The sequence below is a fragment of the Flavobacterium sp. AC274 genome, from assembly GCF_979258275.1.
Genome location: NZ_OZ409852.1, coordinates 4234938 through 4258824 on the forward strand (window position 1 = coordinate 4234938; position 23887 = coordinate 4258824).

Here is a 23887-nt window from a genome sequence, read left to right on the forward strand (position 1 = left end):
TTTTTTATTAACTTTAAATAAAAAATATGGTTTTCCCTTATTTAGACATTATTCTTAGAAGCGCCGCTGTTTATTTTTTCATGACAATTGCACTTAGAATTTTCGGTAAAAAAGAACTTTCGCAATTAAACACTGCCGATATAATTCTGATTTTACTGATTAGCAACTCCGTTCAAAATGCCATGGTGGGACCCGATACAAGTCTTTGGGGAGGTTTGGTTGCGGCTTTGGTTTTGTTTGTAATCAACTTTGTTATAAAAAAACTTACGCACAAATATAAAGTGCTCAACGATTTACTTTTGGATAAACCCGAAATCCTGATTCACGACGGAAAACTCGATTTTAAAGCTTTAAGCAAATTAGACATTTCACACGACGAATTGAAAGAAGCGATGCGTGAGCATGGTTTAGAACATTATACCGATGTAAAGCTTTGTATGCTCGAAATTGACGGTACAATCAGTGTAATTTCTGAAGACAAAAAGAATCTGAAACAAACGCATTATAAAAGAAAGCACAATCATAAGAATTTTAGAAAATAAAATTTATTAAAATTCCAATATTTTTAAATTCCAAATTCCAACTGAAAAGATAAATTCAAGTAAAAAAAATCAAATAAAAAATTCCAAATTCCAACGCTTTGTGCTTTTCACATTTGCCTTGGAATTTGGAATTTTAAAATATTGGAATTTAATTCTGAAACCCGCTTTTTTATTTCCAAAACTCAAACCATTTCTTCTCATTAATTACATCGATGTTAATGGTTTTTATAGTTGTAGTTGACAATCCGAATAACTTAAGATTTTGATTTAAATTGGATAAAATATAATCCTGCTCTTTTGGAAATTTCTCAGCAATCATCTTATAATAAACTAAGAGTTTTTTATCGTTTACTCCATTCACAGCCTGCAACGCCGCATGAATAACCCTATTTGAGCTATCTTGTAAACCTACTATAAAAGTATCGACATAGTCACTTTTATTTTCTAATTGTCCAAGCGAATAATAAGCAGCCTTTTTTATTTCTTCATTTTCGTTATATACAAATGGAACAATTACAGCTCCGTAATCGAATTTCATTTCTTTTAGTAAATAAGTACAGAATGTAAAGGTTTCTTCATCGTTTATTCTGTCAATATTATTTTTGATAAATTCTTTCCAATCAGCACTTTTATCTTTTGCATACCAAAATACAAATTGAAAAACCGATAGAATATCTTCTTTGGCAAAATCTACCAAATAAGGATAAGCCCTATTATAATTAAACTTAACAAGTACCTGAAGCAGTAGTTTTTTAATTTTACAACTACCCGATTTATACTGTTCTTCCAGAAAATCGAATTCGCCCGAATCTATTTTTTTCTTTTTTAAGATTCCATATAAACATTCTAATTTTATCTCTTCATCATCCGTTGCAGTATAAACATTTAAAATATGCGATACAACACCGCCTAATGTATAATTGAATAACTCTGTTTCTGTTTCATTTTCAGAAGTAATTTCATCAAGCCAGCGTTCGTACCAATCCAGAAAATTGGATTCAAAAACAAAAAATGGCTTTTGAAGATCTAAATCAACATTCACAATTCTGCCTTTAAATTCTCCATTTAAAATAAGTCCATAATAATACGTACAGCCTTGAGTTCCAATAGGCAAAATTCCCGAATATAATTTCCCTGATTCAGCATCAAAATCCTCGTTAGACAGATTTTCATTTTCATCTATATTTTTCGTCAAATCTTTCCAGAATTCATCGCTCATTTCGGGATTTAACTTACAGCCTTCTTTTAAATATTTTTTCGGATTGGCACAAATGAATTCCTCAACATTTTTCCCTAGAGGAAATATTCCATAACCAGGACCGGCAGCAGAATTCTGATAAGATATTCCGCCATTCCCAATATGCAGTAAAAACGTTTTGTAACAGTCAGGAAGAGAAACATTGTAATTGCTTTCAAATTGCAAAATATCGGCAATATCTGCCATTTTACCTACAACATATTCATGACTATCGGCAGCAAATACTTTTAAATCTTTATCTGTATTTTTTGCTATAACCAACTTCTTTTTTATTCTCTCTATTTGATTTGAAGTTTTTTGATCTATCATAAATGTATATTGAATTTGTATCAAATATATTACTTTATAAGTATTGAAAAGATGTTCAACAAACAAAAAAAGCCGCTTTCGAATTGAAAGCGGCTTACTATATTTTGACAAATGTGATGATTACTCTCTCACATTTTATATTAATCTGTTTACGAAATAAATAAACTTAAAACAAAGTAAACCAATCCTGCTAAAATAGCCGAAATAGGAATCGTTAATATCCAAGCCCAGATCAAACTTACAGTTACTCCCCAACGAACGGCAGATACACGTTTTGTTAATCCAACCCCGATGATAGAACCTGTAATTGTGTGGGTTGTACTTACCGGTATTTTTAAGTGTTCTGTAAAATACAATGTTAAAGCTCCGGCAGTTTCAGCAGCAACTCCTTCAAATGAAGTTACTTTTGTGATTTTAGAACCCATTGTTTTTACAATTTTCCATCCTCCGCTTAATGTTCCTGCAGCAATTGCAGAATAACATGCTAACGGAATCCAGCCTGGCATTACACCTTTAACACCTAAATCATCATTTGGTAAAACAACATCTAACCAGGAAGCCATATGAACTCCCGGGTTTGTATGGATATAAACGGCTACAGCAGCAGCAATAATACCCATTACTTTTTGTGAATCATTTCCTCCGTGTCCTAAACTAAAAGCAGCAGAAGAAAGTAATTGCATTTTTTTCAAAGCAGCATCTGCCTGATGTAGATTTAAACTACTGAAAATTAAACAAAAAGCACTTACCGTTAAGATAATAAAAGCAACTAAAAACCATTTAATATTGTGCGGATCAAAAGCTACACTCCAAAAATGAGAGTCAAAACGAGGTTTATCAATTTCTGAATATGGAACCATTAAACTGCTTACAACCCAAATTGTAGCAATCATTAAAGCAACAGTAAATATCTTAGGAAAAATACTTTTACGAGAAGCATTTAATAACCATATCGAAATTAAATAAGAAGCAAATGCTCCCAATAATGGTGCTAAAACAATAAAAGCAATAATGATAATAACGCCCGAAGGCATTCCGCCATCTTTTCCGGCCTTATACCAGCTTACGATTTCATACCAATAATGAGTAGCTCCATCTTCGCCAATATAACCTGAAAAACCGTGTACAGCGATCGCATGAGCAACTGCTGCTCCTGCAAAACCACCAATTAAAGTATGTGAAGAACTTGAAGGAATTCCTAACCACCAGGTTAATAAATTCCAGCAAATAGCTGCAATTACACCGGCAAGAATTACAACAAGATTGATTTCCATAGTGTGCGCTGTTTTGGCAACAGTATCTGCAACACCAAATCCGAAAACCCAATAAGCTAAAAAGTTAAAAAATGCTGCCCAAAGTACGGCCTGAAAAGGCGTAAGTACTTTTGTTGCAACAACGGTTGCTATAGCATTTGCTGCATCATGAAAACCGTTGATGTAATCAAAAATTAAGGCTAATACTATAATAATTATAAGTAGCGTCATAAATTATAACTTCAGAATGAAATAAATTGAATTTAAGAATGTTTTACAGAAATAGATTCCAATATGTTTGCAACACTCTTACATTTATCTGTCGCTGATTCTAAAACAGATAACACTTCTTTATATTTAATAATATTTTTAGCATCTGTTTCGTTCTCAAAAATTTCAAAAACTGCTTTGTTATAAACGTTATCTGATTTATTTTCCAATTTATTAATTCTGGCGCAAGCCTCCTTAATAATATTCATGTTTTTCAAATTGCTCAACTCTTTTACAGCACTGTCGATGTTTTGACAAGCTTCAAGGTTGATTTCAGTCATTTTTCTGATCGATTTTGTAATCTTATCAACCTGATATAATCTCATTCTGCTCGCCGCACCGTGCAAATAATCGGCAACGTTATCAATAGAAGTAATAAGCGTGTGAATATCTTCTCTATCAAATGGAGTAATGAAGTTTCTGCTCAACTCAAGATTGGTTTGACGTGTAATGTCTTCTCCTCTTTGCTCTAACTCATCAATTTTTTGAAAAAGAACTTCTCTTTCTTTCAATGGAAGATTTACAGCTTCGTGTAAATTAGAAGCTAATTCAATTAAATTGCTTGAAGCCTCTTCAAAAAGTGGAAAGAATTTCTTGTCTTTCGGCACTAAAAATTGGAAAATACTGTTTATTGACATTTTTATATTTTTGATAGTGCAAAATTACTTCAATATTATTCGGTAATGTTAAGCCATTGTTAACAAATCGTTTTCAATTTGGAAACTGTCCAAAAACGAAACCGTCTTTTCAATGTCATAATGTAAGATTCTGTCTTCTTTTACCAAAGGCACAACTTCTCTGTAACTGCTTAAAAACATTTCGATGAAATCACTTGATTTTAAAGGCTCTCTGTAAGCAATTGCCTGCGAAGCATTCATTAATTCGATAGCCAGAATACGCTCTAAATTATCTAAAATACGCAACGCTTTTGTAGCTCCGTTTGCGCCCATGCTTACGTGATCTTCCTGTCCGTTGCTCGACACAATACTATCAACACTTGATGGTGTAGCCAATTGTTTATTTTGACTTGCAATACTTGCAGCGGTATATTGCGGAATCATAAATCCTGAATTTAATCCCGGATTATCTACCAAAAATGCCGGAAGATTACGCAATCCCGAAATTAACTGATACGTTCTTCTTTCAGAAATACTTCCTAATTCTGCCAAAGCAATTGCCATAAAATCTAAGGCTAAAGCCAACGGCTGTCCGTGGAAATTTCCTCCAGAGATAATTTGATCGGCTTCAATAAATATATTAGGATTATCAGTTACTGAATTAATTTCGGTTTTGAATACTTTTCGAACATAATCAATCGCATCTTTTGAAGCGCCGTGAACCTGTGGCATGCAACGGAAAGAATACGGATCCTGAACGTGTTTTTTCTCCTGAGCAATAATTTCACTTCCTTCCAAAAACTCATTAACACGCTGTGCTGTAATAATTTGTCCTTTATGCGGACGAATAAAATGAATCAATTCGTTAAAAGGCTCGATTCTTCCATCAAAACCTTCTAAAGAAATAGTTCCGATTAAATCTGCCAAATACGAATATTTATAGGCTTTAATCAAAATATGCGCTCCGTAAGCACTCATAAATTGAGTTCCGTTTAATAAGGCCAAACCTTCTTTTGACTGCAAAACAATTGGTTCCCAGTTAAAATGCTTCAAAACTTCGGCAGAAGCCATTTTTTTACCTTCAAAATAAACTTCTCCTTCTCCTAATAATGGTAAAGATAAATGTGCCAAAGGAGCCAAATCTCCAGATGCGCCAAGAGAACCTTGTGTATATATTACGGGTAGAATATCATTATTATAAAAATCAACCAAACGATTTACAGTTTGCAGCTGAATTCCTGAATGCCCGTAACTTAAAGACTGAATTTTAAGAAACAGCATCATTTTTACAATCTCGGCAGGAACTTCTTCTCCGGTTCCGCAAGCGTGCGATTTTACTAAGTTTTCCTGAAGTTTTGATAAATTTTCATTCGAGATTTTCACACTATAAAGTGAGCCAAAACCAGTATTGATCCCGTAAATAGGTTCTGAATGTGAAGCCATTTTTTTATCTAAATAATCACGGCATTTCTGAACATTTACTTTTGCTTCTTCAGATAATTCAAGCATCTTTTGGTTTACAATGATCTCTTGTAAATTTTCTAAATTCAATGTTTCGGTACTTATATAATGGACTTCTCTCATGGTAATATTTATTTTAAGGCATCAAAATTCAGCAAATCAATATTAAAAAGCAACATTTGTTCATAATAATTAAAATTTAAACAATTTCAGTTTATTCCTTTTGCCTATTTCATAATCGAAATTGGTATTAAAACGGTCTTCTTCTTGATTTTGCATTGTGAAACTTACATTTCAAAAAAAGATTCCTATTTAACATATAGACTAAATTATGTGTTTTTCTTCTTTTCAAAACAAATAAATCCGTTCCTTACGGCTAATTATATTGGCAAAAGCACATTAAATATACGAATAAGGCAACTTTGAAGATCGAATCTTAACAAATGCTCAATATTGAAATTGATCTTTTGGAAATATTAAAATATTCGTAAAAAGGAAATAAAGATTTTTAACTTTTATAAAAAGCTGTACTTTTGAAAAATCAAAAATGAAAAGTAACAGTATTAAATATCAATCTACAATGACAACTCAAACAAGAGTTGCAATTGCTGCTACAACAACTTCTACTACAACAACTACCCCTTAGGGGTATACATTTTTACATATAATCCTGGTTATCTATACTTTTTTCATGAAAGAAGAAAGGCATTGGATACATAAAAACATTTGCAAAAAAGAAAAAAATCATCAAAATGAAAGTATTAAAATTTGGCGGAACTTCGGTTGCCAATGCTCAAAATATAAAACTCGTTCTCGAAATTATAAATCAAAAATCTAAAAATGATAAATTAGTTGTTATTGTTTCTGCTTTAAGCAAAGTAACTGATTTATTGCAATTAGCCGCTGCGAAAGCCGCTGCAAACGATGAAAGTTTTAGAGAAATTGTTGCCGAAATCGAGAAAAAACATCTTGACACTTTAAAAGAATTGATTCCCGTAAGCGAGCAAAGCAGTTTGCTAAGCCACGTAAAAAGAATCATCAATCACTTAGAAACCTTATTAGACGGCTGTTTTTTATTGGGCGAATTATCTCCAAGAACGGCAGACACAATTTTAAGTTTTGGAGAATTGCTTTCGTCATACATCATTGCACAGGCTTATCAGCAAATTAATAAAGATGTAGTTTATAAGGACAGCCGCGAAATCATCAAAACAAATGCTGATTTTGGAAAAGCCGCTGTAAACTTCGAAATATCAAATCAGCTGATTCAGGAATACTTCGGTCAAAATGAATCACAAATCAATATTTTACCGGGTTTTATAGCTCTAACGCTTGACGGAATCACTACAACTCTTGGTCGTGGAGGTTCTGATTATACAGCCGCCATTATCGCCGGAGCTCTTGATGCTGATCAACTTGAAATCTGGACAGATGTAAACGGAATGTTTACTGCCAACCCAAAAATCGTAAAACAAGCTCAGCCAATTGCTGCAATTTCATATCAGGAAGCAATGGAATTATCGCATTTTGGTGCCAAAGTGTTGTATCCGCCAACGATTCAGCCTGTTTTAAGAAAAAATATTCCAATTTTAATCAAAAATACTTTTGAACCAGAAGCTGAAGGAACTTTAATTTCCAGTCATGTTTCATCAAAAGATACGGTTGTAAAAGGAATTAGTCATATCGATCATATTTCGCTTGTAACACTTGAAGGTCCCGGAATGATTGGAGTTGCAGGTTCATCAAGACGTTTGTTTGAAGTATTGTCTCAGGAAAAAATCAACGTAATTTTTATCACTCAGGCTTCTTCTGAGCATTCGATTTGTATCGGAATTTTAAATTCTGATGCTGAAAATGCCGAAGCAGCGATTAACAGAGCTTTTGAAGTAGAGATTCTTCAAAACAAAATTGATCCTGCCATTGTCGAAAAAGACCTTTGTATTATTGCTTTGGTTGGTGAAAACATGAAAAATCACCAGGGTTTAAGCGGAAGAATGTTTAGTACTTTAGGAAAAAACAACGTAAACATTCGTGCTATTGCACAAGGTGCATCTGAAAGAAATATTTCGACTGTAATTAACGAAAGAGACGTTAAAAAAGCGTTGAATACGTTACACGAAAATTTCTTTGAAGAAAACACAAAACAGCTGAATTTGTTTGTAATGGGTGTTGGAAATGTGGGTGAAAAATTCATCGAACAGATTCATACTCAAAAGAAATTTTTAAAAGATAATTTAAAGATAAATGTTCGCGTAATTGCTTTATCAAACTCCAGAAAAATGCTTTTTGATGAAGATGGAATTTCGTTAAAAGAATGGCAGGCCGATTTGGATAAAGGCGAACCAGCCAATAAAGAAGCTTTTATAGAGCGCGCCAAAGAACTGAATTTACGTAATAGTATTTTTGTAGATATTACAGCAAATGCAACGGTTTCTGAAACTTACGAGCAATTTTTAAAACAAAGTATTGCGGTTGTAACTTGCAACAAAATTGCCTGTTCATCTGCCTACGATAATTATAAAAAACTAAAAAGTTTATCTCGTCAATACAACGCTCCGTTTTTGTTTGAAACGAATGTTGGTGCGGGATTGCCAATTATCGATACCGTAAAAAACTTAATTGCATCTGGCGATAAAGTGCATAAAATTCAGGCGGTTTTATCGGGAAGTTTAAACTTCATTTTCAATAATTTTGATGAGAAAAATTCTTTTCACGATGTTGTAAAAGAAGCAGGAGTTCAGGGATTTACAGAACCAGACCCAAAAATTGATTTAAGCGGAATTGATGTGGCACGTAAAATCCTGATTTTAATTCGCGAAAGCGGTTACGAAATGGATATTGATGCCATCGAAAACGAATCGTTTCTGCCTGCAGAATGTCTGGCAACAACAAACAACGACGACTTTTTTGCTTCGTTAACCAAACACGCTGAACATTTTGAAAACATCTATAAAGAAGCTTTAGCGAAAGATTCGAGATTGAAATACGTAGCGCAATTCGAAAACGGAAAAGCAAGCGTAGGACTGCAATTCATCCCAAAAGATCATCCGTTTTACAATCTTGAAGGAAAAGACAATATCGTACTTTTCTACACAGATCGTTACGTAGATCAGCCGCTATTGATCAAAGGCGCCGGAGCCGGAGCTGCAGTTACGGCATCAGGAATTTTTGCGGATGTAATTCGCATTGGGAACGATTAGAAGGTACAAAGGCACAGAGGTGCAAAGGTTCAAAGGTTTTCACTTTGTCTATTTGCCTCTCTGAGCCTTTTAACCTAAATATAAAAATATCTATAGGCAAAGCCTTTGTTCCTTTGAACCTTTGCCACTTTGAACCTATAAAAAATGACACAAATTAAACTATTTTGCCCGGCAACAATCGCGAATCTTTCGTGCGGATTTGACGTACTTGGACTTTGCTTAGACAATGCGGGCGATGAAATGATTGTTCGAAAAACAGATCAAAAAGGCGTTCGTATTACTAAAATTGTCGGTGCCGATTTGCCTATGGAAACGGAGAAAAATGTTTCCGGAGTTGCGGCTTTGGCCATGTTAGAAGCCTATGAAAGCCATTTTAATCCGATAGATTTTGGATTTGAAATTGAGATCTATAAAAACATAAAAGCAGGAAGCGGAATTGGAAGCAGCGCCGCAAGTTCTGCCGGAGCAGTTTTCGGAATCAATGAATTATTAGGAAAACCGTATTCTCGTAAAGATTTGGTGCAATTTGCAATGCAGGGCGAGAAACTAGCCAGTGGAAACGCACATGCCGACAACGTTGCCCCTGCCCTTTTAGGTGGATTTACTTTGGTAAGAAGTTATGCTCCGCTTGATATTATCAGAATTGACAGTCCGGAAGAATTGTTTGCCACGGTGGTTCATCCTCAAATTGAGTTAAAAACATCAGATGCACGTTCGGTATTGAAACAAACGGTTTCCTTAAAAAGCGCGATTATGCAATGGGGAAATGTGGGCGGATTAATTGCCGGTTTATACACCAAAGATTACGATTTGATTGGGCGTTCGCTTCATGACGAAATAGTTGAACCTTTAAGAAGCGTTTTGATTCCGGGTTTTGATTTAATCAAACAAACAGCTCTTGAAAACGGCGCTTTAGGTTCCGGAATTTCAGGTTCTGGTCCGTCGATTTTTGCTTTAAGCAGAGGAAAAAATACCGCCGACCAAATCGCCAAAGCCATGAGCGATGTTTACGAAAAAATGAATTTGCCGTATGAAATTCACGTTTCGAAGATTAATCCGGATGGAGTTCGTGTTCTTTAAAAGAATTAAAAATTTATAATTAAAAATTAAAAATTGTGTGTCACGTTTGTCAGACTGAGCGTCCCGAGACTTCAGGAGAAGTCCCGCAAAGTATAGCACACAAAGATGACACACACAGTTTGTCATTTCGACGGAGGAGAAATCACATAACGTAACCACACAGTACGTTGCTCTCTGGATGTGATTTCTCGTTCCTCGAAATGACAAAAAAACCGAATAATAATTATTGGAATTTGGTCCCGAAGCTTCGGGATAAAAAATTGGAATTCGATTTAAAGAAAAGTCTATTTTCTATACTCTATCCTCTTTTTTCTAAAATCTAAAGTCTAAAATCTAAAATTAAACCATGAAATACTATAGTTTAAACCATAATGCCCCGGAAGTTTCTTTTAAAGAAGCTGTAATACAAGGATTAGCTAGCGATAAAGGATTGTATTTTCCGCAAAATATTACCCCTTTAAATCCGGCATTTTTTAATGTAATCGAAAATCTAACGCATCATAATATTGCTTATGATGTGATTCAGCAATTTGTAGGCGATGATATTCCGGAGGATCATTTAAGAGAGATTATTGCTGAGACTTTATCATTTGATTTTCCGGTTGTGGAAGTTGAAAACGGCATTTATTCCTTAGAATTATTTCACGGGCCAACAATGGCTTTTAAAGATGTTGGAGCGCGATTTATGTCACGTTGTCTGGCGTATTTTAATAAAGATAAAAAAGACAGTAAAAATACCGTTTTAGTTGCCACTTCAGGAGATACGGGCGGTGCGGTTGCCAGCGGATTCCTTGGCGTTGACGGCGTTGATGTTGTCATTTTATATCCTTCAGGAAAAGTGAGCGACATTCAGGAAAAACAATTGACGACTTTAGGAAAAAACATTAAAGCACTTGAGGTTGACGGTGTTTTTGATGATTGCCAGGATATGGTGAAAAAAGCGTTTTTGGATGAAAGTCTGGCGCATAAAAACCTGACTTCGGCGAATTCTATTAATATTGCGCGTTGGTTACCTCAAATGTTTTATTTCTTCTTTGCTTACAAAGCGTTGAAAAGCCAAAACAAACCTTTGGTTTTCTCTTGTCCAAGTGGAAACTTTGGAAATATCTGTGCCGGAATTATGGCGAAGAAATTAGGTTTGCCAATTGAACATTTCGTTGCTTCTACAAACGTAAACGATACAGTACCAAGATTCTTAGAAAACGGAAAATACGATCCAAAACCTTCTAAAGCGACAATTTCTAACGCAATGGACGTTGGAAACCCAAGTAACTTTATTAGAATTCAGGAATTGTATAACAACGATTTAAAGGCTTTCGAAAAAGATTTCTCATCTTACAGTTATACTGATGAAGAAACGCTGGAAGCTTTAAAAAACATCTACAAAGCTGACGGTTACATCGCAGAACCGCACGGTGCTGTTGGTTATTTAGGTTTGAAAAAAGAATTACAAAAACACGATAATGCGATTGGTGTTTTCTTAGAAACGGCTCATCCAATTAAATTTCTTGATGTGGTTGAACCTGCTTTAGGAATTACGCTTCCGATTCCGGAACAAATTGAAAGTGTTATGAATGAGGAGAAAGTTAGTGTGAAGATTAAGACTTATGAGGAATTGAAGGCGTTTTTGGGGTAATAATTTTTCTTTATAAAATTTTAAAGCCACGAATTGCTTTTTTATGTAATTTGTGGCTTTTTATTATTTTAAAATAGCTTTTTGTAAGAGAAATGATTATGTTTGATTGGTATTTCACTTCAAAAAAACATTATAATATTCAAATAAAAAATGGCATCAGAATTTGACGTAAATAAATTCGAATTGTATGATATACTATCAAAGAAAGGGATATCTAATTTATATCATGCTAATACAATTTCTACTTCTATAACTTTTCTAAATGAAAAAAAACTTTTATCAAGAAAATATGTAGACGACAATAAACTTTTTCAAACTCCTCAGTACTCTGATTCAAAAGATAAAAAATTCAATATTTATGATGATATTTTCTTAGATGTAATGGATATCCATACAGAATTTAATAGACGAAATAAATATGGTCCTTTTTTGTTTTCATTTAATCTTGAACTATTAAAATCTGAGGAAATTAAGACTATAAGAATAACAAAAATGAATCCTGTTCATTGGAAGGAACATCAAACAGAAAAAGACTGGTATTATAGTGATTTAAATGAATTTGACAACAAATATAAAAAAGGAAACAAGGCATCTGATGTGGGCTCAATGTTTATTTTTAAAGGTCTTGATGGAAAAATGCCACTTAGACCACATCTAAATCGATTCATCTTAGACAACCCCAATCTGTTTGTCAATTATAAAAATGAAAAAAAACTTCTTACACAAATTCTAACTGGAGAAATCGATCAGGTTATACAAAAAAATGGTTTTTCAAATATCGAAAAAGAATTACGCCACAAACATAATGCATTTAATTGTTCTTGCTGGAGAGTTTACAATTATTTACATTTAAGAAAATTTAATGAATTAAAAAAATGTTTCATTCAAATCCAAATTCTTAATTTAGCTTATATGAAATATGAAAGAATATTTACTGAAACTCCTAAAATAGCTATTTGGGACAGAATTGACATTTTAACAACTTTAAATGGTGTTAAAAAACAATTAGAAATCAAAAGCTCAAATCAAAATATTAATTTATCTGAAAAATTAATTATTGAAAAAGCAAAAGGAGTTGCATTTTGTATTCGAAGTTCGAGAGATTTATTTAGTCAATCCAATTCAAAAAATTTAACCCCTAGTTTAACTTCTCTTTACTACGGTACATACAACTTGTTAAGTGCTTTAATGATAGGGAATGTGGCAAATGATTTAACATTAGAAAGTATTGAAAATTTTTCTAAAAATGGTGGTCATGGCTTAAAATCAATTTACAATTCACCAACCTTTGACTTAGCAAATGATGAATTTATTTATTGTTGTAATAATGGTTTTTACAAAGAACTTTTAAAAAGTTTTGGTTATAATTTTGAAAATATTGTAATGCCTCAAAATTATAAAAAATTTAAAGACATACCCGAAATAGAAATTCATAAACTAATTTCACTAAAAGATTTACTTTCAAGAATACCTGAGCTCAAAAATATCTATGTAGAAATCTTCCAAGAGCAACCAAACTATTTAAATTATTTTGCAATAAATCAATATAATGAAAATAAAGGCAAATATTCAATATCGATTGATGAAAACCAAAATACTGACTTTTTAAAATCTGAACAAATAAATAATATATTAAATTTACCTAAAGAATTTATTTTTGAATATAAAAAAACAAATTCTTCTCCTAATGAACAATTTATTTGCGAAAATATACCAAGTGAGTTAATTAATTTTAATCCAAAATATAGTTCACCTATAGCAAATGATTGCCAAATAAAACAATTGCTAGGAATTGATGATATGCTTTTATTATATTTTAAGTTATTTTACATATTAAGTATATGGACTAGATATCGACCTAATCTATGGCGAGAAGTTTGCGACGGACAGTATGATCAGTATCGCTCTCTTTTTACCATTCTCACAGATGCTGCAGAACGGGTAATTCCAAACTTATTTTTGGATAAATTCTACGAAAGAAGAATTATACTAGCTAGTCAATCCTATTGGGGTTAATTTATATTTTTAAAATCTTATGTTAGCAAATTTTCCCCGCTCTGCAAAGTGTTATGATCGCTGTGCGAAGTCTCCCGACTTCGTACCCGTTCCAATTAGTCACAAAGAAAATTATACGCAATTGAAACGGAATATAGTAGCGGGAAATTTTACAATGATAAAGAGATTAACAAAGTACTATTTGCCAGCGTATAACAGCCGTTACACGAGATTTGGGCATTTGGCTGAATTTAAAATTGGTTTTGTACCCTGCTAGCGCGAGCGTCCCGCTCGTGAACACAAAGAAATTCAAAAACCAATAATTGGAACGGGCACGAGCGGGACGCTCGCGCTAGCAATTTGATGTGACTACATATTACTATTTAATCAACTTTTTTTCAATGAAAAAATGCGCATATTGTGATATAAAAACCAAACTTACTGAGGAACATATTTGGCCTAAATGTCTAATTACAAGAATGCCAAAACTAGAATTTAGATATATCGGCAGCTAAGATTTTACTACCTATCCATTACAATTTTTAGATAATTTAAGCCAAAATAATTCAAATGAAAAAGGAACATAAAATTATACTTGATTTGTTAGAATCGTATTTAGAAAAAAATCCAAGTCAAAGATTTGGTCAGGCGCTTTTTAATCTCAATATTAATGAATTTAACGAAACAAGCGAACCAAGAAATGCAAGTTATACTATACGAGATATTCACAATGATAATGATTTAGATATTATTGAAAGAATTAAAAATCAATTGATATGGCTTGAATCTCAAAAAAACAAATAATTTCCTCGATTGCGCAAGCATCCCGCTCATGAACACAAAGAGAGAAAACCTCCCAAATCCCAACATTCATTTTAAAATAATAAAAAATGAACATACGCCTTTTTCCTAAAAAAGATTGTACATCTGCTATTTGGAGTGGTGGATTGACATATGAATATATGATATATCCGGAAACGGCAAATTATACCGATAGAGATTTTGTATTCAGAATAAGCAGTGCTACAATAGAGAAAGTGCCTTCGGAGTTTACCAAATTTAAGGGTTACCATCGATATTTGGTTATGCTTGATAACAGCTTAGATATTGAGGTAAACAAAGAGAAAAAAGTATATACGAAATATGAAATCATGGAATTTAATTCGGACGATAAAGTGACTTCTTATACAAAAGGTATCGATTTTAATTGGATGGTTTCTGAAAAAATAGGCCATCACAAACTGTAAATAACACAGAGTAATCAGAATTGTAATGCTCAAATAGTACTTTTATTTTCTTTACATACAACGGTTATTAAAATTAATGAAAAGCCATATTATCTGGAACCTTATGATTTATTAGTCATTGAAAATAAAAAAAGGAAAATATAATGCTCCATTTTTCTAATGATTGCCTTTATGGAATATTGGAATCACTGTAGTTATATCAGTCGCAGAAAAAATCTTTAATGCAATCAAAATATCAAATTGACTTTAGCAAAAAACTCAATAATTTTGGCTAAAGCCATTTTTCAATATTGTAATTTTGTTCCTCCAGCTAAAGCAGGAGGCAATTCAAAATATTAAAAAAATTATAATTACAGCATAAACATTCCATGATCGCAAAAGTAAAATTACAAGATATTCCATCATTAACAACCTTAATCAACTCCGCATACAGAGGCGAAACTTCTAAAAAAGGCTGGACAACAGAAGCTCATTTATTAGAAGGAAAAAGAACAACGGAAGAAGAATTAACAGAAATCATTGCTGATCCTAAAAATACATTCCTGAAATATACCGAAAACGATCAAATTATTGGGTCGGTTTTATTGGTCGAGAAAGAACAGCAATTGTATTTGGGAATGTTAACCGTTTCACCAGAATTACAAAATAGCGGTATCGGGAAAAAGCTATTGGCTGAAGGTGAAAAGCATGCTAAAACTCTGGGATTGTCGAGTATTATTATGACGGTAGTTTCGGTTCGTTCAGAGCTTATTGCGTGGTACAAACGCCACGGTTATGTTGAAACCGGAGAAAGAGAACCTTTTCCTTCCAGTGATATACATATTAATGTTTCTGATAAGCCTTTGGAGTTTATATATTTAGAGAAGGGCATTTAATTTTTTGCCACGAAGACACAAAGGCACTAAGTTTTTTTTTAAGCTGGTGTGCAATATGCTCGCAAAATCGCAGAGGCGCCAAGTTTAATTTCTTTGCGTCTTCGCGACTTTGCGAGATTTTAGACGCACTACTGTGCGCCTCTACAGAAAAACTTAGAACCTTAGCATCTCAGTCCCGAAGCTTCGGGATAGTAACTTTCTTCAGCAGCTTTTTTTAATCTTTGACAGAAATTCGTGTGAAACACCTAAATAAGATGATAAATTTTTGTTGTTGATTTTATCAATCTTATGCGAATATCTTTCTACAAACTCCAAATACCGTTGTTTTGAGGTTTTGTTTAAAACATCTAAAAGTCTTTGCTGAATGTTGATGTTGGCTTTTTCTACCATAATAATATGAAACTGTACCAGCTTTGGTACTTGTTCAAACAAAAGTGCTTTGTTGGCTTTACTAATTACCAAAATCTCGCTATCTTCTATGGCCTTGATATTGTAGGTTGTAGGCTTTTGATGATAGAAACTTTCGAGATCGCACATCCATTCGTTTTCAAAAGAGAAGAAAATGACGCTTTCTCCTCCGCTGTCGTTTATAATGTAGGTTTTAAAAGCACCTTTTAAAATAAATCCTTCATAAGAACTGTTTGAGTCCTGAATTTGCAGGAATTCATTTTTTTCAGTTTTATAAATTCTGTTTTTTCTGTAATGCATTTCCATTCTTCTTCGGTTAAGTTAATTTTACGTTCAATGTTTAATCTGAGGGCTTTGTACATGTGTTTTTACTTTTATTCTTACTTGGGGGCGTAAGTATTTGAATGAATTAAAAATGATGTAATCGATTACGTAAAAATACTTCTTTTGATATTTTTGTCTCTTAACAATTGTTAAAAAAATATTTTATCCGAAAAAAATACAAAATATTGAACTTGTTCAACTTTTTTAACAATTATTATAAGCAGATTTGTACTGTTAAATATTTTAACAAAAAACCCCAAACTTAAATTATTATGAAATTAAAATTAAATTTGTCAGTCTTGGTATTGGCACTTACTTTAGGTTTTACAAGTTGTAATACCGAAGAAATTGCATCATCAACAGATGCAAGCGCTGTTGTAGAAACTACACCTGCTTCGGGTAATTTGACAGCAAAAATTGGAAATTGTGCACAGGTTCCGGGATGGGCTTCTCAAAATGGTGGTACAACCGGTGGTGGAAGTGCTGCTGAAACAGTTGTTACTACTTATGCTCAATTGAAATCTGCAATTGAAAGCAGCTCTGTAAAGGTTATTAAAGTGAGCGGAACTATTACTGTTACAACCAGATTGTCTTTTCAGGATCAAACCGGTAAAACTATTTATGGTGCAAGCGGTGCAAAACTGGTTTCGACTAATCAAACCAAAGATGCTTCTGGAATCATTAACATCAAAAGATGTAAAAACATCATTATCAGAAACCTTATTTTTGAAGGTCCTGGTGCTTATGATACTGATGGTTGGGATAATGCAATTCTTGACGAATGTACAAATGTATGGGTTGACCACTGCGAATTCAGAGACGGTGTAGACGGAAACTTTGACATCAAAAACAAATCAGATTATATTTCAGTTACTTATTCTAAATTCCACTACCTAAAACCACCAAAAGCAGGAGGTTCAGGAGGATCAGATGATCACAGATATTCTAACTTAATTGGTTCAAGCGACGGTGCTACGGGAGATCGTGGAAAACTAAGAATTACTTTCGCTCGTTGCTGGTGGGCTCCGGGATGTAAAGAAAGAATGCCAAGAGTTCGTTTTGGAAAAGTGCATATCGTAAATAGTTTCTTTAACAGTACTGTGAGCAATAAATGTATCGCTGCAGGTTTTGAAGCTGATATTCGTGTAGAATCAAACGTTTTTGAGGGTGTAAAAACTCCTATCGATTTAATGACGGGGTATACAGCTGTTACAGCAGTTGATAACGTTTTCACTAATACATCTGGAAATCAAGCAGGAAGCAAAACCGCTTTTACACCTCCATACACAATTGTAAAACTTGATAAAACTGCTGTTAAAGCTGATGTTTCTGCAAATGCAGGACCAACTTTAGGCGGAAATGTTTGCGGATCGTTTTAATAAATTTTCATTTTTAAATTTCATAGTTTCAAATTCATCACTTGAAACTATGGTTTTAGAGAATGTGAGTTAGTTAGTTTAGTTTTGTCAAACCCTATAAGTGTAAATTCTTATAGGGTTTGACTTTTTTATTTTGTACAGATTTTTTTTGTTTCACGCAGATTTTGCAGATTGAGCAGATTTAAATTGATTGGAATTTTATTATAAATCTGGGTATTTTTTATCTGGTTTCATTATCTCCGCGAAGTTCGCTAACCTTTGTTTTTTGAATCGCGCAAAGTAGCAGTCGCGAGGCTTCGGGAGCAAAGTTTTTTAATTGATTGCGTGTAAACTTTATGTTAGACGCACTGCTGTGCGTCTCTACAGAAAACCTTTGTCCCTTTGGACCTTTGTTGCTTTGAGCCTCCTTTAAAGAACTAATTCTTCAAATAATCTCTGAATTGTTTTTTCTAAATCTTCGCACAAACCAGAATGTGGTCTTGATGTTTGAATTGCCGAACTACGAATCGCGGTTAACCAACGAAAACGCGACGGAATATCCATTTCGCCAATTGGTCCGCCATCTTTATCTCCGGCTGCGATTTTCTTTAATGCGGTAACGTTGCAATGCAATTGCTCAATATCAAAGTCGTTTGAAAGTGTTTGAATTTTGTCGTCGTCGATGTGAGACAATACTTTTATAAATTTGGCTTTTTTGCAAAACAAAATGATTCCGATATTCAGGAATTCTTCGCGTTCTACTCTTGGTACTACACGAATTACGGCGTACTCATATAAGTGACTATCTTGCATTTTGGGCTTGATTTACAAAGATTTCGGAATTATTTAATCGGGTTTGCAAAAATTGTAGATATACATTTCGCAAGGTTTCCGGAGTTTCGTCGGTATCTTCCCATTGCAGCCATTCCAGAGGAATTGTGTTTACAATTTCTTCCAGAATTTCATTAGTTAAAAGTGCTTTAAATTCGGCATCTACTTCTTTTAAAAGTGAGGCTTGTGGCAATAAAACGTGATCTTTTATCAATGCAAACGGACTTTTGGCATGCTGTTCCCAATTGTTCCAGGAATGATGAAAATACAAGCATGCTCCGTGATCAATTAGCCATAATTCTTTATGCCAAATCAGCATATTGGTATTTTTGAAAGTTCTGTCAACATTGGTTATATATGAATCCAGCCAAACAATTTGCGATGCCAATTTATCATCAACAGTTGTTACAACAGGATCAAAAGTTATTGCACCGGATAAAAAGTGAAGTGCCAGATTTAATCCCTGACTTCCTTGCAGTAAATCCTGAATTTCTTCGTCGGCTTCTGTTCTTCCAAAGGCTTCGTCGAGATTGGCAAAAACTAATTCAGGAAGCTGTAGTTTTAAGGCTTTTGCAATTTGTCCGCCCACTAATTCGGCTATTAAAGCTTTTACGCCATGTCCGGCTCCTTTAAATTTTAAGACGTATTTAAAATCATCGTCGGCTTCTGCCAAAGCGGGTAAGGAACCGCCTTCGCGTAATGGCGTTATATAACGGGTAACGTTTACGGATCTGAGATCGAAGTTTTTCATAAGCAGTATTTACTGAGAATACAAACTTACGAATTTAGATTTTAGATTATTGGGGGATTTAACCGCAGAGATCACAAAGTTTTTTCGCAGAGTTCGCTAAGGTTAAATTCCTAAGTTTGCTAGCTTTTGGAAGGTCGCAAAGCTTGATGTTTAACAATTTGCTGCCTTTTTTGTCATCTCGACGGAGGAGAGATCACACTAGAAGCTCCGCAAACTGAATCGACAATCTTTGTAGAGTTCCGTGTGTGATCTCTCCTCCATCGAGATGACACAACTATGCCGAATTTTATTGACTATACTTTAATGTAAACTTTAGTTTATAGACAAAAGTTGATAGATAAGATTTCATTATCTAATTTTCTAATTGTCACATTATCTAATTTTCTAATTATCTAATTCTAAAAAAGCTTTTCCTAAGTTCTTAATAATATCTGAGGCTGTAAACGATTGATATCCTGTTTTTGGCAACGCAATATCTGCAGTTAAACCGTGGAGAAAAACGCCAAGTTTTGCGGCATACTTTGGTTCGTAGCCTTGTGCCAATAAACTAGTCAGGATTCCGGTTAGGACGTCGCCGCTTCCTGCTGTTGCGAGTGCCGCGTTTCCGGTGGTGTTTTCGTAAATTTTACTTTGATTGATGATGTAGGTTGGCGCGCCTTTCATGACAATGATTGCTTTGTATTTTTCTGAAAATGCAATTGTTTTTTGAAACTTTTCAGATTCTGAATTCCATTTGCCTATTAACCGTTCGAGTTCTTTTGGATGTGGTGTCAAAATAGTATTTTCGGGAACTAATTCGAGCCAGGATTGGTTTTCTGATAAAATATTTAAGGCATCGGCATCAAGAACTAAAGGCGCTTTGTTGATTCTTAAAAATTCGAATAGTGCTTTTTGTGTTCCTAACTCCTTCCCTATTCCGGGACCTATTCCGACAGCTTGCGGAATTAATGGAAGATGAATATGTGTAATGAAATTGGTATTTTCGTCGGTGACAACCATGACTTCGGGAATGGAAATTTGAAGGATCTGATAACCGCATTTTGGTGTAAAAGTGGTTACGAGTCCGCATCCTGTTTTCAAGCAGGATTTTGATGCGAGAACGGCTGCTCCGATTTTACCGTAGCTTCCGGCAATAATTACGGCGTGTCCCTGAAGTCCTTTATGTGTGTTAGGATTTACTGGCTTATATAATTGTAGAATTTCTTCTTTTGTAATTAAAAATGGATCTTTCATTTGGCTTATTATCTATTTTAATATTTTATTTTTAATTACTTATGGATTGTGGTTAATTGTAACGCGGATAAAACGGATTTACTTCGTAAAAACGCGGATAAAAACGGATTTTTAAATTTGGTGACGCCTGTACATTCTGCCTTAATTTTAATAAGAAGAAAATTTTATGACTTAAAGTTACATAAAATTCGAATAAGTGAATGTTTCTTTTGAACGTAAATCCCTAGCCCAGATTGTAGAGGAAAGCCCGGAGTAAAAAAGCAAAAGTTTCTTGTTCTAAAAAAGCGACCAACGGAAGCTCTTTTTGGAACATTAGAAACTTTGCTTTTTTTATGAGGACTTGTAACGGAAAGCTGGAATTGCTTCATATTATTGCGAAATTTATAATTTAGACTATCATTTTTAGATATTTTTTGAATAAATTTGCGACACAATTTTATAAATCAACACAATGAAAAATACTGCGCTTACGCACATACATGAAGGTTTGGGAGCTAAAATGCTGCCTTTTGCTGGTTATAATATGCCTATTACTTATGAGGGCGTGAATGCTGAACACGAGACTGTTCGTAATAGTGTGGGCGTTTTTGACGTTTCGCACATGGGTGAATTTTTGCTGACGGGTCCAAATGCTTTGGCTTTGATTCAGAAAGTGACTTCGAATGATGCTTCGACTTTGACGATTGGTAGAGCGCAATATTCTTGTCTGCCAAATAATGACGGCGGAATTGTAGATGATTTGATTGTTTATAAAATGAAAGAGGAAGAGTATTTACTGGTTGTAAATGCTTCGAATATCGAAAAGGACTGGAACTGGATTTCATCGCACAATGATATGGGTGTTGAAATGAAAAACCTTTCTGATGATTATTCTTTATTGGCAATTCAGGGTCCAAAAGCGGTTGAGGCTATGCAGGCTTTGTCTTCTATAGATTTAGCAGCGATTCCGTATTACCATTTTGAAGTGGCTGATTTTGCCGGAATCGAAAACGTAATTATCTCGGCTACAGGATATACAGGTTCTGGCGGATTTGAAATTTACTGTAAAAACAGCGAAGCTGAACAGGTTTGGAATAAAGTTTTTGAAGCCGGAGCGGCTTTTGGAATTAAACCAATTGGTTTGGCAGCTCGTGATACTTTGCGTCTTGAAATGGGTTTCTGTTTGTACGGAAATGATATCAACGATACGACTTCTCCACTTGAAGCCGGTTTGGGTTGGATTACGAAATTTAATAAAGATTTCACGAATTCTGAAAGTTTGAAAAAACAAAAAGAAGAAGGTGTTTCTAAAAAATTAGTTGCTTTTGAAATGCAGGAACGTGCCGTACCTAGACACGATTACGAAATTGTAGATGCTGCAGGTGCTGTAATTGGTGTTGTAACTTCTGGAACTATGTCGCCTTCTATGAATAAAGGAATTGGTTTAGGATATGTTACTGTAAACAATACTGCTGTTGACAGCGATATTTTTATCAGAATCAGAAAAAATGATGTTCCTGCAAAAGTGGTTAAATTGCCTTTTTACAAGAAATAATTTTTACATAAATTTTAAAAGCATCACTTAAATGATGCTTTTTTTCGCCACGAATTCACGAATTTCTTATTGTAAGAATTGGTGAATTCGTGGCGAATACTTTTATAATAATAGCAATAAAAAAATGATTTTCTTGTAAGATATTTTCGAAAAAATATAAAATGGTGTCAAAAAATAAGCGTAATTTTAATATAGCAAATTGATCTCCGCCTTTTATGAAAAGAATATTATTAGTATTAATGTTAGGTACAAACATTCTGTTTAGTCAGAGTGGTGATCCCACATGCGAAATATTAAACAAAATAAATGCCCTGATTCAAACCGAACATATACGCCCAAAACCGGTAAATGATAGTTTGTCTATTTTTGTTTTTGACAATATTATTGATGAATTAGATCCGTCACGAAATATCTTCTTTAAAAGTGAATATGATGAGATGGCGCAAAAATACCGCTTGAAACTCGACGACATGATTTTGAGTAATGATTGTAGTTTTTTAGCAGATATTACAAATAAATATAAAACAGGCCTTTTGAGAACAAAAGCTGTTTTAGAAAAAATAGATTCAGGAACTATCGATTATAGTAAAAAAGATACGATTAGGTTTTATAAAAAATCATTTGATTTTTATCTCAAAAAAGAAAATCTGGAGAAAGTCTGGCTTAAAAAACTTCGCTATCAAATATTAGATGATATTGCAGAAACAGGTGATAATCTGGATTCTATTAAGGTAAATTTTACATCAATTGAATTGGCATCCAGAAAATTGGTTTTATCTAATGAAATTTGCCGAATTACTACGCTTTTGGAAAATAATCTGAAACAGGAAGAAAAATTATACAATTTCTTTTGCCTGTATTTTGATCCGCATACGGCTTATTTTAGCAATGACTCGAAATCGAGTTTTGTTGCTTCGCTCTCAAAAGAGCATTTATCATTGGGAATGACCGTAAACCTAAACGAGAAAAACGAAATTATAATAGATGAAATTGATCCGAATGGTCCGGCTTTTAAAACGGGACAAATAAAAAAGGGCGATCAAATTCTTTCGGTATCCAATCATAAGGAAACTTTGCAGGTTTCGTGTGCTTCATTAGAATCAATTTCTACCATGATTTTATCAGAATCGAACAAAAGTATTGTTCTGACCATAAAACGTAATTCAGGCAAAAGCTTTGATGTTTATATTGAAAAGCAGGTGATGAAAGACGAAGAAAATTCGGTTTTTAGTTTTATAGTGGGCAAAGAAAACAAAATTGGTTATATTAAAATTCCGAGTTTCTACGCTGATTTAGATGGAAATAGCCGAAAAGGCTGTGCCGACGATGTTGCCCGCGAAGTGATAAAACTGGAAAGAGACAATATTAAGGGTCTTGTTATTGATTTAATTGATAATGGCGGCGGATCTATGGAGGAAGCTATAAAACTTGCGGGAATGTTTGTTGATTATGGTCCTATTTCGATTGTTGTTGATAACAAACAAGAAAAATCGATTATTAATGATCCGTATCGAGGCGTTATTTACAAAGGCCCGATGGTTGTTTTGATTAATAGCAATACTGCTTCGGCAAGCGAGTTTTTTTCTTCGATATTGCAAGATTATAATCGTGCGTTATTATTAGGCAGTAATACGCTGGGGAAAGCAACTATGCAGACTATTCTTTCGCTTGACGAGGAAAAAATACTGATTTCTTAAAAATCACC

Annotated in this window: 19 protein-coding genes; 11 read left to right on the plus strand and 8 right to left on the minus strand. The window is 33.8% G+C overall.

Annotated features, from left to right (window positions below; genetic code table 11):
* The first annotated feature begins 26 nt into the window (after positions 1 to 26).
* A complete protein-coding gene (locus ACZZZT_RS19155) occupies positions 27 to 542 on the plus strand; it encodes a DUF421 domain-containing protein (RefSeq protein ID WP_463461574.1) in 516 nt (171 codons plus the stop codon).
* Between the two features lie 169 nt (positions 543 to 711).
* On the opposite strand, the gene ACZZZT_RS19160 is transcribed toward ACZZZT_RS19155, so the two are convergent.
* From ACZZZT_RS19160 to hutH, 4 genes are all read right to left on the minus strand, one after another.
* The gene (locus ACZZZT_RS19160) at positions 712 to 2109 is read right to left on the minus strand and encodes an SMI1/KNR4 family protein (RefSeq protein ID WP_463461575.1); all 1398 of its coding nucleotides are present in this window, start codon (positions 2107 to 2109) and stop codon (positions 712 to 714) included.
* 149 nt (positions 2110 to 2258) lie between these two features.
* The gene (locus tag ACZZZT_RS19165; RefSeq protein ID WP_073393638.1) at positions 2259 to 3593 is read right to left on the minus strand and encodes an inorganic phosphate transporter; all 1335 of its coding nucleotides are present in this window, start codon (positions 3591 to 3593) and stop codon (positions 2259 to 2261) included.
* Positions 3594 to 3625: 32 nt separating this feature from the next.
* Complete coding sequence (locus ACZZZT_RS19170) at positions 3626 to 4270, minus strand: DUF47 domain-containing protein (RefSeq protein WP_042564245.1); 645 nt, start codon at positions 4268 to 4270, stop codon at positions 3626 to 3628.
* Positions 4271 to 4318: 48 nt separating this feature from the next.
* Complete coding sequence (hutH, locus tag ACZZZT_RS19175) at positions 4319 to 5833, minus strand: histidine ammonia-lyase (protein WP_463461576.1); 1515 nt, start codon at positions 5831 to 5833, stop codon at positions 4319 to 4321.
* Between the two features lie 629 nt (positions 5834 to 6462).
* On the opposite strand from hutH, the gene thrA reads away from it, so the two are divergent.
* The 7 genes from thrA to ACZZZT_RS19210 all read left to right on the plus strand — a co-directional run bounded on the left by thrA (position 6463) and on the right by ACZZZT_RS19210 (position 15743).
* Entirely contained in the window at positions 6463 to 8910 is a 2448-nt protein-coding gene (gene thrA / locus ACZZZT_RS19180; protein ID WP_463461577.1) for a bifunctional aspartate kinase/homoserine dehydrogenase I, read from the plus strand.
* A 144-nt stretch (positions 8911 to 9054) separates the two neighbouring features.
* Positions 9055 to 9990: a homoserine kinase gene (locus tag ACZZZT_RS19185; RefSeq protein ID WP_463461578.1), complete on the plus strand. Its 936-nt coding sequence runs from the start codon at positions 9055 to 9057 to the stop codon at positions 9988 to 9990.
* Between the two features lie 346 nt (positions 9991 to 10336).
* Positions 10337 to 11626, plus strand: coding sequence for a threonine synthase (thrC, locus tag ACZZZT_RS19190; protein ID WP_463461579.1), 1290 nt, complete (start codon positions 10337 to 10339; stop codon positions 11624 to 11626).
* Positions 11627 to 11776: 150 nt separating this feature from the next.
* A complete protein-coding gene (locus tag ACZZZT_RS19195; RefSeq protein ID WP_463461580.1) occupies positions 11777 to 13642 on the plus strand; it encodes a YaaC family protein in 1866 nt (621 codons plus the stop codon).
* A gap of 549 nt (positions 13643 to 14191) precedes the next feature.
* A complete protein-coding gene (locus tag ACZZZT_RS19200) occupies positions 14192 to 14425 on the plus strand; it encodes a hypothetical protein (RefSeq protein WP_463461581.1) in 234 nt (77 codons plus the stop codon).
* Positions 14426 to 14511: 86 nt separating this feature from the next.
* The gene (locus ACZZZT_RS19205; protein WP_463461582.1) at positions 14512 to 14868 is read left to right on the plus strand and encodes a HutD family protein; all 357 of its coding nucleotides are present in this window, start codon (positions 14512 to 14514) and stop codon (positions 14866 to 14868) included.
* A gap of 368 nt (positions 14869 to 15236) precedes the next feature.
* Positions 15237 to 15743: a GNAT family N-acetyltransferase gene (locus ACZZZT_RS19210; RefSeq protein WP_463461583.1), complete on the plus strand. Its 507-nt coding sequence runs from the start codon at positions 15237 to 15239 to the stop codon at positions 15741 to 15743.
* A 201-nt stretch (positions 15744 to 15944) separates the two neighbouring features.
* On the opposite strand, the gene ACZZZT_RS19215 is transcribed toward ACZZZT_RS19210, so the two are convergent.
* Positions 15945 to 16457 (minus strand): Crp/Fnr family transcriptional regulator, encoded by a 513-nt coding sequence (locus tag ACZZZT_RS19215; protein WP_463461584.1) that lies wholly within the window; start codon positions 16455 to 16457, stop codon positions 15945 to 15947.
* Positions 16458 to 16747: 290 nt separating this feature from the next.
* Between ACZZZT_RS19215 and ACZZZT_RS19220 the strand changes: the two genes are divergently transcribed.
* Entirely contained in the window at positions 16748 to 17854 is a 1107-nt protein-coding gene (locus ACZZZT_RS19220; protein ID WP_463461585.1) for a pectate lyase family protein, read from the plus strand.
* A 408-nt stretch (positions 17855 to 18262) separates the two neighbouring features.
* Here ACZZZT_RS19220 and ACZZZT_RS19225 read toward each other — a convergent pair whose 3' ends face one another.
* The 3 genes from ACZZZT_RS19225 to ACZZZT_RS19235 form a co-directional block, all read right to left on the minus strand.
* Entirely contained in the window at positions 18263 to 18646 is a 384-nt protein-coding gene (locus ACZZZT_RS19225) for a DUF3037 domain-containing protein (RefSeq protein ID WP_463461586.1), read from the minus strand.
* Positions 18636 to 19415 (minus strand): HipA family kinase, encoded by a 780-nt coding sequence (locus ACZZZT_RS19230; RefSeq protein WP_042564233.1) that lies wholly within the window; start codon positions 19413 to 19415, stop codon positions 18636 to 18638. Before ACZZZT_RS19230 ends, ACZZZT_RS19225 begins: the two co-directional genes overlap by 11 nt.
* Before the next feature lie 384 nt (positions 19416 to 19799).
* Positions 19800 to 20648 (minus strand): NAD(P)H-hydrate dehydratase, encoded by an 849-nt coding sequence (locus ACZZZT_RS19235; protein ID WP_463461587.1) that lies wholly within the window; start codon positions 20646 to 20648, stop codon positions 19800 to 19802.
* 451 nt (positions 20649 to 21099) lie between these two features.
* On the opposite strand from ACZZZT_RS19235, the gene gcvT reads away from it, so the two are divergent.
* On the plus strand, positions 21100 to 22182 hold the full coding sequence (gene gcvT / locus ACZZZT_RS19240; protein WP_463461588.1) for a glycine cleavage system aminomethyltransferase GcvT: 1083 nt from the start codon (positions 21100 to 21102) through the stop codon (positions 22180 to 22182).
* A 215-nt stretch (positions 22183 to 22397) separates the two neighbouring features.
* Positions 22398 to 23879, plus strand: a complete 1482-nt coding sequence (locus tag ACZZZT_RS19245; RefSeq protein ID WP_463461589.1) for a S41 family peptidase — start codon at positions 22398 to 22400, stop codon at positions 23877 to 23879.
* The last annotated feature ends 8 nt before the right edge of the window (positions 23880 to 23887 follow it).